Here is a 14379-nt window from a genome sequence, read left to right on the forward strand (position 1 = left end):
TGCGGGGCGTGGGGGTGACGACCTCAGAGGTCGAGGGAGACGTACCCCGGACCATGCCGGGCCGTCACTGCGTCGTGGAGTTCGGGCATCTCCTCCGGCCGGAGGGCCATGAGCGTCCGTCCCTGCGCGTCGAACGCGGCGAGCGTGACGTCGAGCACCGGACGGCGGTGGCGGCCGTGAGTGGTCAGCCGCTCGTGCCGCACGACTCGCGTCGCGGTGGGGTACATGCGGCGCACGGCCGGGTAGAGGGACTCGTGCAGGGTACCCTGCCGTGTCCGGGTCTTCCGTTTCGTGCGTGGTGTGGGGGCCATCAGTGCACCACGGTGCGGTGGACGTGCGCCGCCTGCACGGGGGTCACGGGCGGCACCGACCCGGTGAGCACCTGCGTCAGGGCCTGCACGCTCACGCCCCGCCGTTCGCAGAGCGCCCGGACTTCCTCGGCGAGGATCGTCTCTGGGGGTAGCAGCGTGGGTGGGGGCGGCGCCGCGGCCATGAGGCGAGCCCCGAGGCTGCTGGCACGGGCCACGGTGACCACCTTCAGCTGCGCAGCCGTGAAAGGCTTGCCCGCCTGTTCCGCCTCCCGGATCTCCCGCACGGCCCGCTCGGCGTGCACGCCCCGGAGTTTCGCGGCGCGCTCGGCGACACTCAGGCTCAGGGTGCGCGTCCCGATCAGGTCCAGGACGTCGCCCGGCAGACTGAGCAGGGACAGGCGGGCGCGGATGACTTGCACGGGAACGCCGGTGTTCGCGGCGATGCCCGCCTCGGTGAGCGTCTGGGTGAGCGTGCCGTACAGGCGGGCTTCCTCCACGGGGTTGGCACTGCGGTTGTGCACTCCGGCGACCACCAGGGCCCACTGCGCCTCGGTCAGTCCGGCGTACACGTCCGCCTGCACGTGCGTCCAGCCGAGCGACCGGGCGGCCGCGACGCGGCGATTCCCATCCCGGATGCGGTACTCGCCGCTGGGCAGGGATTCCAGCACGATGGGTTGGAGTTGCCCGGTGCAGCGCAGCGCGCCCTTGAGGTGGTTACTGGCGCCGTGCGTGTCCTCGGTGAGGTCGTCGAGGGGCACGGCGGTACTGAAGGGAGTGGGCACGGTCACGTTGAGCAGGGGTGGGGGGGCATCGGTCGGCATACGAATGTCATGGCCCCCGGGTGTCCGGGGGCCACCACTGCCGGAAGAGGTGGACCGCGCACCGTGCGTGGCCCGGCGTGAGCGGGAGCGGGTATCTCGCACTGGGCGTCCGGCGTGCGCCACCCCGGTCTGTTATTCCTGTGCGACGAAGACCGGGAGGCCGCTCTGTCCCGCCCGCTTCTCCCGGTCGGCCTGGACGGTGGGGTCGGGGTGGTGGATGACGGTGAGGGCCGTGATGGGCACGACCATGAACACGCCGAGCGCGTAGTCCGGGGCAGGGGAGAGGGGTGCCTTGACGGGGTAGGTGCCGTCCGCCAGTCGGCGCTGGCCGGGCCCGGCGTTCGGCGCGACGTGCCAGCCCAGACCGATGCAGCCCTCCTGCGCCGTGTGCCCCTTCCCGCATGGGCAGGCGAATCCGTCGGGGGTGGCCAGCGTGCTCGCGTTCTTGACGACGGCCCTGGGGTGCAGGAGGTACAGGCAACTCTGGGCGGTGAGATCCTTGAGGGGCGCGGTGCGACTGACCTTTCGACTGACGCCTTTGCGGCGGGCTTCCTCGATGAAGTCCGCCATCTCGGAATAGGAGTCCGCACCCACCCAGTCCAGGACATGCGTGACGCCGTGCTCGTCCATGAAGGTGCTGATACCGATGGCACTGACGCCCATCTCAACCGGGTCGACCTCAAGGGGCAGGTCCATCAGGCGGTCCTCGATGGGCGAGTCGCCCCTGACCATGCCGCACTCCAGGTACAGTTCCCCGGCGGTGCGTCCACTGCCGCACAGTCGGCGGCCCCCATCAGCTTGAATTCCGTTCATGCGTGCGAGGTGGCCCCCGGCGGGGGGCCAGCACTTTCTGCCTGCCGTGGCGGGGCAGGCGAGGGAAGCGTTCCTCGGTATTGTGCGTGATCCAACAAGATGCGCCGCAGGTGCATGCTCATGCCGGTTACATTGCCTTTCACAACAGCGTCGTTCGGATGCGCGTCCACCACTGGACCAAGAACTCAAGGGAGGTGTGCTCCTATTGGAGCCTGTAAACGGAACCCACCACATTCGGCAGGAGACAGTGCCGTGGATGACGACTTCACCAACTTTGCTTGGCGGGGGTGACTCATAAGCCTTCCACTGAGTTAGGGTACCGTCTGGGCGTACTATCGGAAACGGTGTGTTCGAGGCGTACTCAGGTACGTCTGTGACGTGCTTCACGCAGGAGTGAGGAACAAGGTTGGGTGGGGGTCATTCAGAACAGGTCGGCCGCAGCCATGTCAACAGTCAACAGGCTCACCCATAATGACTCTGCAGTGATGCGTAACGTTGCCGTACGAAGCCCCGATCCTGCTGGTATTATTAGACCTCCTGCGAAAATCCCTCTGCTTCTTGAAACTGCGTCGGGAAGACTGCTTGGCGGCAGCAAAGCCGAGAAGCGGGGGAGGCCAAAAACCCACTTTCGCAGGAGGTCTATTGATACTGCTGCAAGTTGACATTACTCATCACTCCCCTGTGTCGGAAAGATGCTGGCCAGGACGCCTTACATGTCAGCACAGGTGATACGGATTTACGCCGTTATCAATGGTTGATTCAATTTATGAGACCACCTGCTGATTGGCCTGCAATCTCTGAATGATGCGCTCCGAACCGAGAAAGGATTTCGATGCAAAATAATAGAAAGCTGGGTGTATCATTGGTTAAAATTGAATATAGCTATGTATGGTGTACCAAAAGATCTATTGGCGTATTGATATCCGATGTCAAAGTCAGACTGGAAGAGCTCATACTGGAAAAGCTCACTGAGATCGGCTGCAGTATCATTGTGCTGAAAGTGCATAGTGCGTACGTCGAGATGAAAGTGAATGCTCCAGAGAATATCTCGCCATTAGTCATCATACATAATGTTAAGAAACACTCCTCTCGCTTTTTGCGCAAAGAATTTCAACATGTCCGGAGAATGCCCTCCCTATGGACACGCATTCATATGGTCCAAACCGGGTCTACCCTTTCCAGTAGCGACCTCAAGAGCTTTCTGCGAAGCCAAAAACTGACTGATTGATCGCCGAACCGCAGGCAATTTCATCTTCAGTTCCGCCACCAGTCTTGACTGACATCTTTGTGTGTTGAGCAGAGCTGTGGGAAGCTTTGCCTGGCACACCCCCCCGGGCCATCAAGCCTGCTGACATGTTTGACCTCCCAAGGCTGACCGCCTGACGGATTTTATGAGATGAAGTGAAAACTGACGTGCCAGCCGTTCTTGAGTGCTTCCAACGAGGAGGGCTGGCCGCGTTTTCTGGGCTTCGGTGGCTCGGGGTCCGGGCCGCCCCGCAATCTCAGGGTTCTGAAGATTACCTCGACTCAGCGCGTAGCTCATCGCTTTGTGCCCAATCTTCAGGTAGCTCAATCCGCGCTGCCAGTGGGGATCGACGCGTCGTCGATCCCCACGCTCCACTACGTCCAGCCCCTCGGACACCAGCAGCAACATCGCCACCGAGATCACCATGACCAGCCATTCCAGGCTTTTCACATCCCGCAGCTTGGACGCTTCCAGCTCGAACAACCCGCTTTTCTCGTCCAGAAACCCTTCCTCGATCTGAAAACGCTCGCCGTACTCGCCAAAGGTTTCCACGCTGGTGGGCTCGTTGCCCACCACCTGCCATTGCTCTGGGTCGTCTGATGGACGACCCAGAACGACGTGCACCGGCCCGAATTGCCGTCCGGTCAGACGCACATGGTGGAAGCAGGCCGTTTCCCTCGGTTGGAGTTTCACGTCGCTGATCTTGCAGAGGCGCTGCCCGTCTGGCGTGCTGAGGATCAGGGTGGATTTGATACGGATGCGGTAAGTCCATCCGCAGCGCTGGAGCCATGCCATCAGGTCGGTATCGCAGAAACCCCGGTCCGCCTGCTGGCGGACCTGACGAATGCCCACAAAGTCTAGGAGACCTTTGGTCTCTGCGAGCACAGGGAGCAATTCGTCCGTATCGACCTGGGCACTGGAATGCTCGAGCATCCGGGACACCAGTGGAACGGCCCGCCCACGGAACAGGACGGATACCCGGATGAAGCAGAATTTCTCGAACAGGACGCTGGTATCCAGAGCGAGGACCAAGGTGTCCTGGCCCCACTCGCGGAGTGCGCGAGTGATGACCTCGCCGTAGAGCAGGCTCGGGTGAAGGTGCTTATTGTACAACCAGCGCTGAAAGCGGCGTTCGCTGCTCTGCGCGAACGCTGCGCGGGAGTGAACGTGAGGGAGCCAGAAAGAGGGTGTGATGCGCCTTAAGAGCAGCATTCCCGTGATCATCCAGGCGAGGGTATGGGCGTTGCGAACGTCGTTACACAGGGCACCCTGGAGATGAGGCAGGATGGCTTGGTAGAGTCGTGAGGCGTCCCCGGTGGCATTTTCGGTCTTCACGAACAGAAAGTGTCCCGTGCCGGGGACGCTTTCTCATAATTTCTGTCAGGCGGTCAGGACCTCCCTTTCCAGCAGGGAGGCTGGGAGTGAGTCGAGGTCTCTATTCAACACTGTCCAGATTCTGGGGAGCAGACCAGCTGCGCATCCGAGACCTGCCAAGACTATGCATGCTATTGGAACTGGAACGCAGCTGAATAGATTAAGGTAAAAGCCGATCAGGACATCGCTTTTATCACATTTTAGATCTTTGCCTGGTGCAGATGGAACCTCTTCCACTTTGACACCACCCGAGCGGAGGTATATCGTAAAGAGGCCATAACCAGTCTCAAAAAGTAGAGTCTGTTCCGCTGAGTGAACGGCCCTCGTGTTCATGGATTCTGTTCCTTGAATGCACACTGGCATGGTCCATTGCGAGCCCCTGGCACCCATTCGAGGAGATTCATATGCGTAAACTGCTTCATCTGACCGTCCTCACCACCGTCGCTGCCCTGGGCTCAGCTCAGGCCAAAGGCGTGACGCTGTCCTTCGCCTGCGACTCCGTGGGCCTCGGCTATGACCAGTGCAAGAAAGGGGCCGACGCCTGGGCTGCCAAGACTGGCAACACCGTCAAAGTCCTGCAGGTTCCCAAGGAAACTGGTGACCGCCTCGCCCTGTATCAGCAGCAGCTCGGCGCCCGCTCCGCTGACGTGGACGTCTACATGGTCGACGTCATCTGGCCCGGCCTGATCTCCCAGCACCTGCTCGACCTCAGCAAATCCGTGCCCAAGACCGTGCTCTCCCAGCACTTCCCCGCCATCGTTCAGGCCAACACCGTCAACGGCAAACTCGTCGGCGTTCCCTGGTTCACTGACGCCGGCGTTCTGTACTACCGTACCGACCTCATGAAGAAGTACGGCTACACCAGCGCCCCCAAAACCTGGGCTGAACTGGCCACGATGGCCAAGAAAATCCAGGATGGCGAGCGCAAAACGAACTCCAAATTCTACGGCTACGTCTTCCAGGGCAAGAACAACGAAAGCCTGACCTGCAACGCCCTCGAATGGGTGTCCAGCTTTGGCGGCGGCGACATCGTCGACACCAGCGGCAAAGTCACCATCAATAATCCCAAAGCGCTCGCCGCGCTGCAGGCCGCCCAGAGCTGGGTGGGTTCGATCACCCCCGAAGCCGTCACCACCTACGGCGAAGAGGAAGCACGCAACGTCTGGCAAGCCGGTAACGCCGCTTTCATGCGCAACTGGCCCTACGCCTACGCCGCCGGTCAGCAGAAAGGCAGCGTCATCGCCGGTAAGATCGGCGTCGCCGCCCTCCCCGGCGGCCCCGGCGGCAAGTCTGCCGCCACCCTGGGCGGCTGGCAGCTGGCCGTCAACGGCTACAGCAAGCACCCCAAAGAAGCCGTTGACCTGGTGCTGTACCTGACCAGCTCCGCCGAGCAGAAGCGCCGCGCCATTGAAGCCAGCTACAACCCCACCCTGCCCGCCCTGTACAAGGACGCCGCTGTTCTGAAGGCTGTGCCTTTCTTCGGTAGCCTCTACGACGTCTTTACCAATGCGGTCGCCCGTCCCGCCGCGACCACCAAATCCAAGTACAGCCAGGTCTCCAACGCGTTCGCCTCCTCGGTCTACAGCGTGCTCACCAAGAAAGCCAAGCCTGCGGACGCCCTCAAGAGCCTCGAAACCCAACTCGCCCGCGCCAAAGGCCGCGGCTGGTAAAGCAGGGACCAAGCGGTTCCTGCAGGAGGGTGCCAGCGGTCGCAGGCACCCTCCTTGTCCTCACCTCTCAACCCTGGGGAGTTTGCTATGACCCACAGTCCCACTGAGCCTCAACTCAGCGCCGCGCAGCCACCCCGGCGCACGCGCGGCCTGGAAGCGAGCCGGGCTCGCACGGCGTTCTGGCTGCTGCTCCCGACCCTCATCGTCTTGGCCCTGGTCGCCGGATACCCACTCCTTCGCACCATCTATCTGTCATTTACAGATTACAACATCAACACGGACGCCCACCCCGTCTGGGCGGGCCTGTCCAATTACTGGTACACCACCGACGAAGGCATCGGCCTGGGCGTGCTGCAAAGCCCTGATTGGTGGCGGGCGGTCGGCAACACCCTGCGCTTCACGGTCAGTTCCGTCGTTCTCGAAACGCTGCTCGGCCTCGCGCTCGCGCTGGTTATCAACAGTAAGATCCGGGGGAAAAGTATGCTCCGCACCGCGATCCTGGTGCCCTGGGCCATTCCGACGGTCGTGAGTGCCCAGATGTGGAACTGGATGTACAACGATTCGTTCGGCATCCTATCCGACTGGGGCCAGAAGCTGGGTATTCTCGGTCAGGGTCAGTCATTCATCTCCAACACCGACACCGCCCTCTGGGCGCTCGTGGCCGTCGACGTATGGAAGACAGCGCCCTTCATGGCCCTGTTGTTGCTGGCGGGCCTCCAGACCATCCCAAGTGACATGTACGAAGCGGCGGACGTGGACGGCGCGAGCAAAGTCACGCAGTTCTGGCGGCTCACACTTCCGCTGCTCACGCCCGCCCTGCTGGTCGCGCTGATCTTCCGCACCCTGGACGCTCTGCGCGTCTTTGACATGCCGTACGTGGTGAAGGGCAACTCTCCAGAAACCATGACCATGAGCATTTACGCGCGGCAGCAGATGTTCGACAACGCCCAATTCGGGTATGGCAGTGCCGTCAGCGTCCTGATCTTCCTGATCATCATGCTCTTTACGGTTGGATACATCACCAGCCTACGCGTGCGGTTCGACTGAGGCGACTATGCGAAAACACACCCCCCTGCAATTGCTCGGTCAAGTCCTCTTCTGGGTGATCGTCGTTGTCGTGCTGTTCTACGTCCTTTTCCCGTTCTACTGGGCCATCAAGACCAGTCTGACGCCGCCCGTTGATCTGTCCCGCACCGCGCTCGCCGCGTTCCCGGACAGCATCACCTTCCAGAACTACGTCGACGTGTTTCGCGGGCAACCGTTCGGGCGCAACCTGCTGAACTCCCTGGTGGTCGCCGTCGGTACGGTACTGATCAGCCTGGTCCTGGCTTCCCTCTCGGCATACGCCCTCGGGAAGTACCGCTTCCGCGGGAAGACGGCACTGATGTACATCATTCTCGCGGTGAGTGTCTTCCCGCAGATCGCAGTGCTCGGCGGCATGTACAGCAGCATCCGGGCCCTGAACCTGTACAACAGCACCCTCGGCCTGATGCTCAGCTACCTGATCTTCACGCTGCCGTTCACCGTGTGGGTGCTCACCAGCTTCGTCCGGGAAATCCCGAATGAGCTCGAAGAAGCCGCCGTGGTGGACGGCGCGACCCCGCTGCAGACGCTCGTGCAGGTGCTGTTCCCCGTGATGGGCCCGGCGCTCGTCACCACCGGCCTGCTGGCCTTCATCAACGCCTGGAACGAGTACCTGTTCGCCCTGACGCTCACCAGCGACGACCGCGCCCGCACGGTACCCGTGGCGATCGGTTCGTTCAGTGGCGCGTCCCAGTACGAGAATCCCTTCGCGCAGATCATGGCGGCCAGCGTCATCGTCACGATTCCGCTGATTATCCTCGTGCTGATCTTCCAGCGCCGGATCGTGTCCGGCCTGACCGCCGGCGCCGTCAAAGGCTGAAGTGTCACCCGGGGCCGGACTGCCAGGTAGACTGGCGGTCCGGCCCCCGTGCTGAAAGGATGCGCGTAGTGAATCTCCTGACTGCCCCCTGGATTCCTACCCCTGATGGGCCCGTGACGCTGACTGACGTCTGGGCCGAGGGAGCCGCAACGGGTCGCCTGACCAGCGGGCGGCCCCTCGCCGACGCGGCGCTCCTGCGCCTCTTGTGCGTCATGCACGCGCGGGCGCACGGCGAACCGCAACAGTACCTGCAGCAGCACGAAGCGGGCCTGCAACTGTACGACCTCACGCGGCCCTTCATGCAGGTGCCCGCCGCGTGGACGGACACGCTCCCCGAGACCCCCATTCACGCCCTGACCCTCTGCCACGCCACCGGCCGCGACGCCACCCTCCTCGGCGGCACCCTAGACGCCTCTCCCCGGGCCGTCTCTGCAGCGGATGCAGTCCTGGATCTGCTCACCTATCACGCATTCGCGCCAAGCCGCGGCGTGACCCGCTTCCACTACAGCAAGGACACGCCACTCGCCCGGGTACTGACGTTCCACGCGCACGGAGCCACCCTTCAGGACACCCTGGCCCTGAATGCGCCGCCCGTTGCCCCGACGCCTCCCACCTGGGAGCGCGCACCAGACTGGCAGGCGTGGCGCCAGGCCGATCCCATTCCACTCGACGCGACCACCGTGCACGCATGGCCCTGGCGGAGCGCCACCCTCGTCCCGGACAGCACCACGCAGGTCAGGGCGGTCAAACTGGCCAGTGGTCCCGTCCCGACCGCAGCGCCAGAACAACCAAGTCCGGACGCGCACGCCCTGCAGTCCACCGTGCCGGAAGCGGACCACGTGCGACTGGGCCGCGCGTACGAGCAGCGCCGCAATCCCCCGTCCCGGGAGGGCCGGAGAGCCTTAGTGGATGCTCTGCGCCAAACGCTGCTCAGAGACCCCCTGGCTCCGTTGGGGTTTCGGCATGCACTAACTCAGGGTGCCCAGCGCGTCAGCGTGACGGGTCTGAGTACGCGGCCAGGTCAGCCCGTCATCCTGGGCGTCATTCAGGCGGAGCTGCCTTGGCCCACCATCGCCCCTGGGGACGCCGCAGCGTTGCTAACTGTCGTGCAGGAACAGGCGGACGCCCTCGAGCGCGTGCTGTATGTCCGGGCCAAGACAGAGGGAAGGACCCGTCAGGATGTGCAGGCGGCCCCAGACCTGCGGGTGTACTGGGAGAACGTGTGGCCGTATCTGAGTGGCGCGCTGGTAGGCGCTGTGCTTGAAGAGGTGCTTGCTGAGGTGGCGCAAAGCTGCGCGGCCAGCGCCTTGAAAGGGGCGTCATCCTCCCTGTTGCGGTTTTCTTGAAACCAGCAGTACGCTGTGCATGCAGCCTGTAGCGCATCAGCCATTAGGCGGCCCGACGCCTGTCTCTATGGTTGGAGGAGAGACAATGCGGCCCGCACAGGTTCGACTGTAACTTTAAACTAGTGAGTGGGGTGACTGCGACAGGAAGCGGCAGTCAAGAAAGATAAGGACGGCCCATGCTCACCCTCCCGCTCTTCTTTTCGTTGTTGCTGCAAACTCTCATTCGCCGTGTTTCATACATTGATTGTGGCGTCGATTCTATCTATGTCGTAGCTTTTGATTTGATTAAGATACATAGAATAATATCTACCTTTCTTTTCCATAAGTTGGATATGGCCTCCTTGTTCTACTATTTCGCCATTTTCTAGATATAATATTCTATCGACATATTTTGTTAGTGCCAGTCTATGCGTTATGATTACTGTTATTTGATCTTTCAGTATTTCCTGAACTTTGCTCAGAAAGGCGGCTTCTGAGTTGGCGTCAAGCGAAGAAGTTGGCTCATCCATAACAATGAGATCCCATTTGTCATACAACAATCTAGTGAATGCAAGTTTTTGCCATTGACCGCCGGATAAGTCAATACCGCTAGGGTCGAATTCTCGACCGACAATCATGTTCGCAGCATCATTTTGAAAATTGTCAAAGAATTTAGTATCTTCCATTAACTTAATTATCTTTGAATCGCTTTCTTGAGAATAGGCGAGCAAAATATTCTCTTTAATTGTGAAATTATACCTGCCAAAATCTTGGAACATCACTCCCACTCTGAAATCATTCTCATACGCACTAGAGAGAGAAATAACACCACTGCTAGGTGCAAATAAGCCAGATAATAATTTACCTAATGTGGTCTTTCCTGACCCATTCTCCCCAACAATTGCAATACTTTCCCGGTCTCTAATACTGATTGACAAATTTCTTATTGCCCAAGCCTCGGCGTCTGGATAAGAAAATGAAATATCACGAACCTCTATTCCCTTCTGCTCGCTGAAATGAGACTGCCTGCACTGGATGGGGTGGCTTTCTTCTATATTTAAATACCGAATATAAAATTCAAAAAACTTACGGTCTTCTAGTATTGTACTCAATGAAGAATTTATTATAATAGCATTGCTATGCAAACCGCTGAACGCCGTGAGTATAAAAATTAGGTCTCCAGCGTTGACTTTTGCATGATTTTTCGTATATCCATAAATTAATGCGAACTCCACTAATATAACCAAAATAATACCAATATTTTGGTATAAGAAGCTAGCGATAGACAATTTTTTATTCAATTTTTCAGACTCGTCACGAGAATGCTTAACCTTGTTCTGAAAGTATTGTTCTGCCTTGTATGCTCTCAGCTCAGTCTTAGAATGTCGCGAGGTCAAAAGGGAATCTAAATAAGAGTTGAATCGAGCAAGATGCACGATTCTATCGTGCCACAGGAGATTAAATTTAACGGAGCGCTTAGAAAGATATATTGAAAAATAGATCGGTATCCCAATACTAATAATATAAATATCGAAATACTTGTATAATGAAACCAAAAATACAATAAATATCACTGTATTCTGCGATATGCTTAAAATGTTTGAAAAAATTGATAGTGGACGGCTGGACATCTCGCGCTGAGCCTTGAATAGATCATCTCTGCTTTTATTAGATTCAAAATATTCCAAGGAGAGGTGTATAGTCTTGTCTATCAGCAAATTGTTTAAATAGTTCGTAATTCTCAGTGAAAGTAAATCCTTTAAAAATCCACTAGCTGCAATAGCTAAAGCATATATTGTACCGAACACAAGAATCCTACTGATGAGGATCATTGCTTCTGCTGAGCTAGTTTGAGGCGAAGCAATGACCCTCATCGAATCAGCGACAAGGTAGGGTAGAATACCTGATATGATTACAATTATTAATATTGTAGAAAGAACATAAATATTCTTAGATAATATTTCCTGATATATTTTTATATTATTCATTCTTTGCACCGATTTGTGTTCCATTAGGCGCCAAGTATTCTTTTTGGAGGCTAATGCTGGTGATTTAGAAGGAGGTTCGTCATCGCTGGGGTCATACCGATTTCTGGACAATGGCACTCAACCCAGAGAAACTGACCATTGGGATTATTTTCTACAAAGTAGTATTTCCCATCGGTTGATTTAATGATATCAAGAGCACTATAATTTAGTTTATAAGATTTGACGAACTTTCGGCACAAATCGGCTAGGTCTTCGGGGATATAGTAGATACTATGAGGAATTTCTACTTGATAATTTCGCCAATCAATCATGGTCTCAGGATCCGACTGAGAATCAATTCTACAAGAGAATACATCATTCCCAATAACTGTTACTCGTAATTCATAGTCTTTTTCAATATACTCTTGCACTAAAATCGGTGCATTTTGAACACTCTCCATTTGATTAATAATATCTTTCGTTAGGATAGTCGTCTGGGTCGTCAAAAGATCCGGCTGGTCTATTTTAAATCCCATTCTGCGAAAGTAAGAAAGATCATTGATTGATGGACCGCATAAAGTTTTATAAATTATTCTTTTCTTAACACTATTTATAAAATCTATCACATCAGATTTTCTATTTGTTATTACTGTTCGTGGTACGTTAAATCCCATGCGATGCGCACGCCGCAGCTGGTCAATTTTTCTTTCTGCCCTATCAATATTATCTGGATGACTCACCCAGTGGGTATCAATTCCAAGAAGCAACCCTCTGATTGTTGATTTAGTTTCACGATCAGCAAACAGGTTTTCTTCAATTTGAGGGGATTGTAGATAAACGGATGTAGGCCTCCTCCACCATATAGACGACACTCGATCAAGGTCAATGCTCTTTTCATTATATACATTTGTTATAACAGTTCGAAAGTTATCGTGAGAAATGTGATACTTATCGTGAATTCTATCTGTATTCAATCTAAAAAAGTCAATACCGCTCTCGTTAAAATGCTCTGCAAAAAAATCAGCATGGGTATCTTCTTCACAAGTCACGATAACAATCTTTTTCATTGGATCCCCTTTATATAGGATATGCGGTCCCAAATATCACGCTGATATAGCGAATCGATTATAAGAGATGCTCTAAATCTTATAGAACACCTAATAGGATTACATACTATAATCACTGAAATTGATACGATAACGACCAGATCAAAAGGTCCAGTCGCTATCTTATCAATGATTAACTGTAATCTTGGTTGCTGTCGGTATACGAGCCGTCTGAAACCGTTTGGGCATCAGTAGTTTGGCCCACTCCTAAAAATCCTGGATTCGTTATATAATACTGGGTCGTCGTTTTGCTTGTTGTGTAGTAAGTATTATAACCTGGATTGTTTGCCGCGCTAATACGATTAGACTGAGATTCTTCATTGTATTCTAGGGGCGACATGTCTTCTACGTGAGGGGTTTTCGCTAAATTAAATCCCAACATAAATCCTCCTTAAATGTTTAAGCGTAGTCTTGCTTTGAATCAGTATAGCTATTTGAATCGTGATCAATTTTATTAAAACCGTAGGGATCGGTTCTAATAATCTCAGTTGGCTGGCTAGTGGTCCAATAAGTGTTATACCCCGTGCCTCCCGCCAGCAGAATGCGTCCACTCTGCTTAGAGTCGTCGTACGAAGGAAGCTCTCCCTGGACAATAAAAGGGGCTTTCGAAACTTGGAATCCTAACATATTAATTTCCTCCCTACGAATACACCAAGAGAACCTTCGCAACTTTTTCGCCGCGATAGGCTTCTCTGCATCATCACTTTGCAGAAAGACAACTCTTTTGGTGTAAGGGGATCCTACGTCCGATGACACCAAGCGCAAGCAATATTTGACCAGCTCAACACATCCTGTCTATACATGTCGCTCTACGTCACACTCATCCTGAAAGGCTCAGGAACCCATTTAAAGTGCGTCTGAAAAACGTGCTGGCGCAGGTTTTCTCAGAGGCATCGTGCGCGCACGGTAGAGGTCGGAGATGGGGCACCCATGACCCGAGCTGCGTATCCAAACGATCTGACCGACGCCGAGTGGAAGGTACTTTGTCTGTGATTAGCGGTCGCTTGGGTGCCCGGCTTCCGGCCGGGCACTCCTGCCGTTACCATGCTCTCCATGGGCACTGGGGCGACTGAGAAGGATCTCTTATAGATCATCCGTCGTCAGTCCGAGCAGATCGACCAGTTGATCGCCGAGAACAAAGCCCTCAAAGCGGAAATCGCCCGCCTGAAGAAGCGCATCGAGGAACTCGAACGGCGGGAACGCAAGTACGCCGCCCCCTTCAGCCGGGAGAAGCGCACCGCCGATCCCAAATCACCAGGACGGCGTCCTGGTGAAGGCACTTTCGCCCACAAGGCCCAACCCACGCCAGAGCAGATCACGGCAACCGTTGAGGTCGACACGCCCAATACCTGTCCTCGCTGTGGGTTCACGGGCCTGCTGATCTTCGTTAGGACATGGCCTGGGTCACGGAACTCGTCCCCCAGAACGCCATGCAGGTCGCCGAGTGAACTGGATAGAGTTTGGTGGAGGGTAAGTTCAGTGTGATCCACACTGGAGGACAGAATGTCCGTACCCAAGCAGAAATTCACCGCTGAGTTCAAACAAGAAGCCGTCCGGCTGGTCCGCACGACCGGAAAGAGTTGCGCCCAGATTGCCCGTGACCTTGGCGTTCCCCCTCACTACGTCGTCCGGTGGAAGCAGCAGCAGGACACCCAGACGGCCGCCGGCCGCCCAGCCTTCACCGGGCGGGGTATCCCCGCCCTTTCACCACAGGAGGCTCGGCTCAAGGAGTTGGAACGGGAACTGGAAATTGCGCGACAGGAGCGCGATATCTTGAAAAAAGCGCTGGCCTGTCTTGGCCAGAACAGCACCCGTATGGGGCTTGGCCGCTTTTTCGCGAAGC

12 protein-coding genes are annotated in these 14379 nt (G+C 56.1%); 6 read left to right on the forward strand and 6 right to left on the reverse strand.

Annotated features, from left to right (window positions below; translation table 11 throughout):
• Window positions 1–23: 23 nt before the first annotated feature.
• The 3 genes from CBQ26_RS01955 to CBQ26_RS01965 form a co-directional block, all read right to left on the reverse strand.
• A complete protein-coding gene (locus tag CBQ26_RS01955; RefSeq protein ID WP_078305710.1) occupies window positions 24–311 on the reverse strand; it encodes a hypothetical protein in 288 nt (95 codons plus the stop codon).
• Window positions 311–1132: a ParB/RepB/Spo0J family partition protein gene (locus CBQ26_RS01960; protein ID WP_088246933.1), complete on the reverse strand. Its 822-nt coding sequence runs from the start codon at window positions 1130–1132 to the stop codon at window positions 311–313. The genes CBQ26_RS01955 and CBQ26_RS01960 overlap by 1 nt, the downstream gene beginning before the upstream one ends.
• 132 nt (window positions 1133–1264) lie before the next feature.
• The gene (locus CBQ26_RS01965) at window positions 1265–1945 is read right to left on the reverse strand and encodes a hypothetical protein (RefSeq protein WP_088246934.1); all 681 of its coding nucleotides are present in this window, start codon (window positions 1943–1945) and stop codon (window positions 1265–1267) included.
• A gap of 832 nt (window positions 1946–2777) precedes the next feature.
• Here CBQ26_RS01965 and tnpA point away from each other — a divergent pair.
• The gene (tnpA, locus tag CBQ26_RS23095; protein WP_088246935.1) at window positions 2778–3173 is read left to right on the forward strand and encodes an IS200/IS605 family transposase; all 396 of its coding nucleotides are present in this window, start codon (window positions 2778–2780) and stop codon (window positions 3171–3173) included.
• A 111-nt stretch (window positions 3174–3284) separates the two neighbouring features.
• Here tnpA and CBQ26_RS01975 read toward each other — a convergent pair whose 3' ends face one another.
• Window positions 3285–4526, reverse strand: coding sequence for a transposase (locus CBQ26_RS01975; protein WP_143341936.1), 1242 nt, complete (start codon window positions 4524–4526; stop codon window positions 3285–3287).
• Window positions 4527–4969: 443 nt separating this feature from the next.
• On the opposite strand from CBQ26_RS01975, the gene CBQ26_RS01980 reads away from it, so the two are divergent.
• From CBQ26_RS01980 to CBQ26_RS01995, 4 genes are all read left to right on the forward strand, one after another.
• Window positions 4970–6235, forward strand: a complete 1266-nt coding sequence (locus CBQ26_RS01980; RefSeq protein ID WP_088246937.1) for an ABC transporter substrate-binding protein — start codon at window positions 4970–4972, stop codon at window positions 6233–6235.
• Between the two features lie 87 nt (window positions 6236–6322).
• Window positions 6323–7282, forward strand: a complete 960-nt coding sequence (locus CBQ26_RS01985) for a carbohydrate ABC transporter permease (protein ID WP_088246938.1) — start codon at window positions 6323–6325, stop codon at window positions 7280–7282.
• Window positions 7283–7289: 7 nt separating this feature from the next.
• The gene (locus CBQ26_RS01990; protein ID WP_088246939.1) at window positions 7290–8138 is read left to right on the forward strand and encodes a carbohydrate ABC transporter permease; all 849 of its coding nucleotides are present in this window, start codon (window positions 7290–7292) and stop codon (window positions 8136–8138) included.
• Window positions 8139–8197: 59 nt separating this feature from the next.
• Complete coding sequence (locus tag CBQ26_RS01995) at window positions 8198–9484, forward strand: type I-E CRISPR-associated protein Cse1/CasA (RefSeq protein ID WP_088246940.1); 1287 nt, start codon at window positions 8198–8200, stop codon at window positions 9482–9484.
• Window positions 9485–9717: 233 nt separating this feature from the next.
• On the opposite strand, the gene CBQ26_RS02000 is transcribed toward CBQ26_RS01995, so the two are convergent.
• Both CBQ26_RS02000 and CBQ26_RS21205 read right to left on the reverse strand, forming a co-directional pair.
• Window positions 9718–11475: an ATP-binding cassette domain-containing protein gene (locus tag CBQ26_RS02000; protein ID WP_088246944.1), complete on the reverse strand. Its 1758-nt coding sequence runs from the start codon at window positions 11473–11475 to the stop codon at window positions 9718–9720.
• Between the two features lie 26 nt (window positions 11476–11501).
• Complete coding sequence (locus CBQ26_RS21205) at window positions 11502–12497, reverse strand: MvdC/MvdD family ATP grasp protein (RefSeq protein WP_143341937.1); 996 nt, start codon at window positions 12495–12497, stop codon at window positions 11502–11504.
• 1542 nt (window positions 12498–14039) lie between these two features.
• On the opposite strand from CBQ26_RS21205, the gene CBQ26_RS02010 reads away from it, so the two are divergent.
• The coding region (locus CBQ26_RS02010; RefSeq protein WP_143341938.1) for a transposase at window positions 14040–14379 on the forward strand (340 nt) is incomplete at its 3' end.

Source organism: Deinococcus indicus (assembly GCF_002198095.1).
GTDB lineage: Bacteria > Deinococcota > Deinococci > Deinococcales > Deinococcaceae > Deinococcus > Deinococcus caeni.

What these genes read in the sequence shown, in the direction of transcription:
- CBQ26_RS01955 (WP_078305710.1), bottom strand. Translation starts at nt 311, where the DNA reads ATGGCCCCCACACCACGCACGAAACGGAAGACCCGGACACGGCAGGGT.
- CBQ26_RS01960 (WP_088246933.1), bottom strand. Translation starts at nt 1,132, where the DNA reads ATGCCGACCGATGCCCCCCCACCCCTGCTCAACGTGACCGTGCCCACT.
- CBQ26_RS01965 (WP_088246934.1), bottom strand. Translation starts at nt 1,945, where the DNA reads ATGAACGGAATTCAAGCTGATGGGGGCCGCCGACTGTGCGGCAGTGGA.
- tnpA (WP_088246935.1), top strand. Translation starts at nt 2,778, where the DNA reads ATGCAAAATAATAGAAAGCTGGGTGTATCATTGGTTAAAATTGAATAT.
- CBQ26_RS01980 (WP_088246937.1), top strand. Translation starts at nt 4,970, where the DNA reads ATGCGTAAACTGCTTCATCTGACCGTCCTCACCACCGTCGCTGCCCTG.
- CBQ26_RS01985 (WP_088246938.1), top strand. Translation starts at nt 6,323, where the DNA reads ATGACCCACAGTCCCACTGAGCCTCAACTCAGCGCCGCGCAGCCACCC.
- CBQ26_RS01990 (WP_088246939.1), top strand. Translation starts at nt 7,290, where the DNA reads ATGCGAAAACACACCCCCCTGCAATTGCTCGGTCAAGTCCTCTTCTGG.
- CBQ26_RS01995 (WP_088246940.1), top strand. Translation starts at nt 8,198, where the DNA reads ATGCGCGTAGTGAATCTCCTGACTGCCCCCTGGATTCCTACCCCTGAT.
- CBQ26_RS02000 (WP_088246944.1), bottom strand. Translation starts at nt 11,475, where the DNA reads ATGGAACACAAATCGGTGCAAAGAATGAATAATATAAAAATATATCAG.
- CBQ26_RS21205 (WP_143341937.1), bottom strand. Translation starts at nt 12,497, where the DNA reads ATGAAAAAGATTGTTATCGTGACTTGTGAAGAAGATACCCATGCTGAT.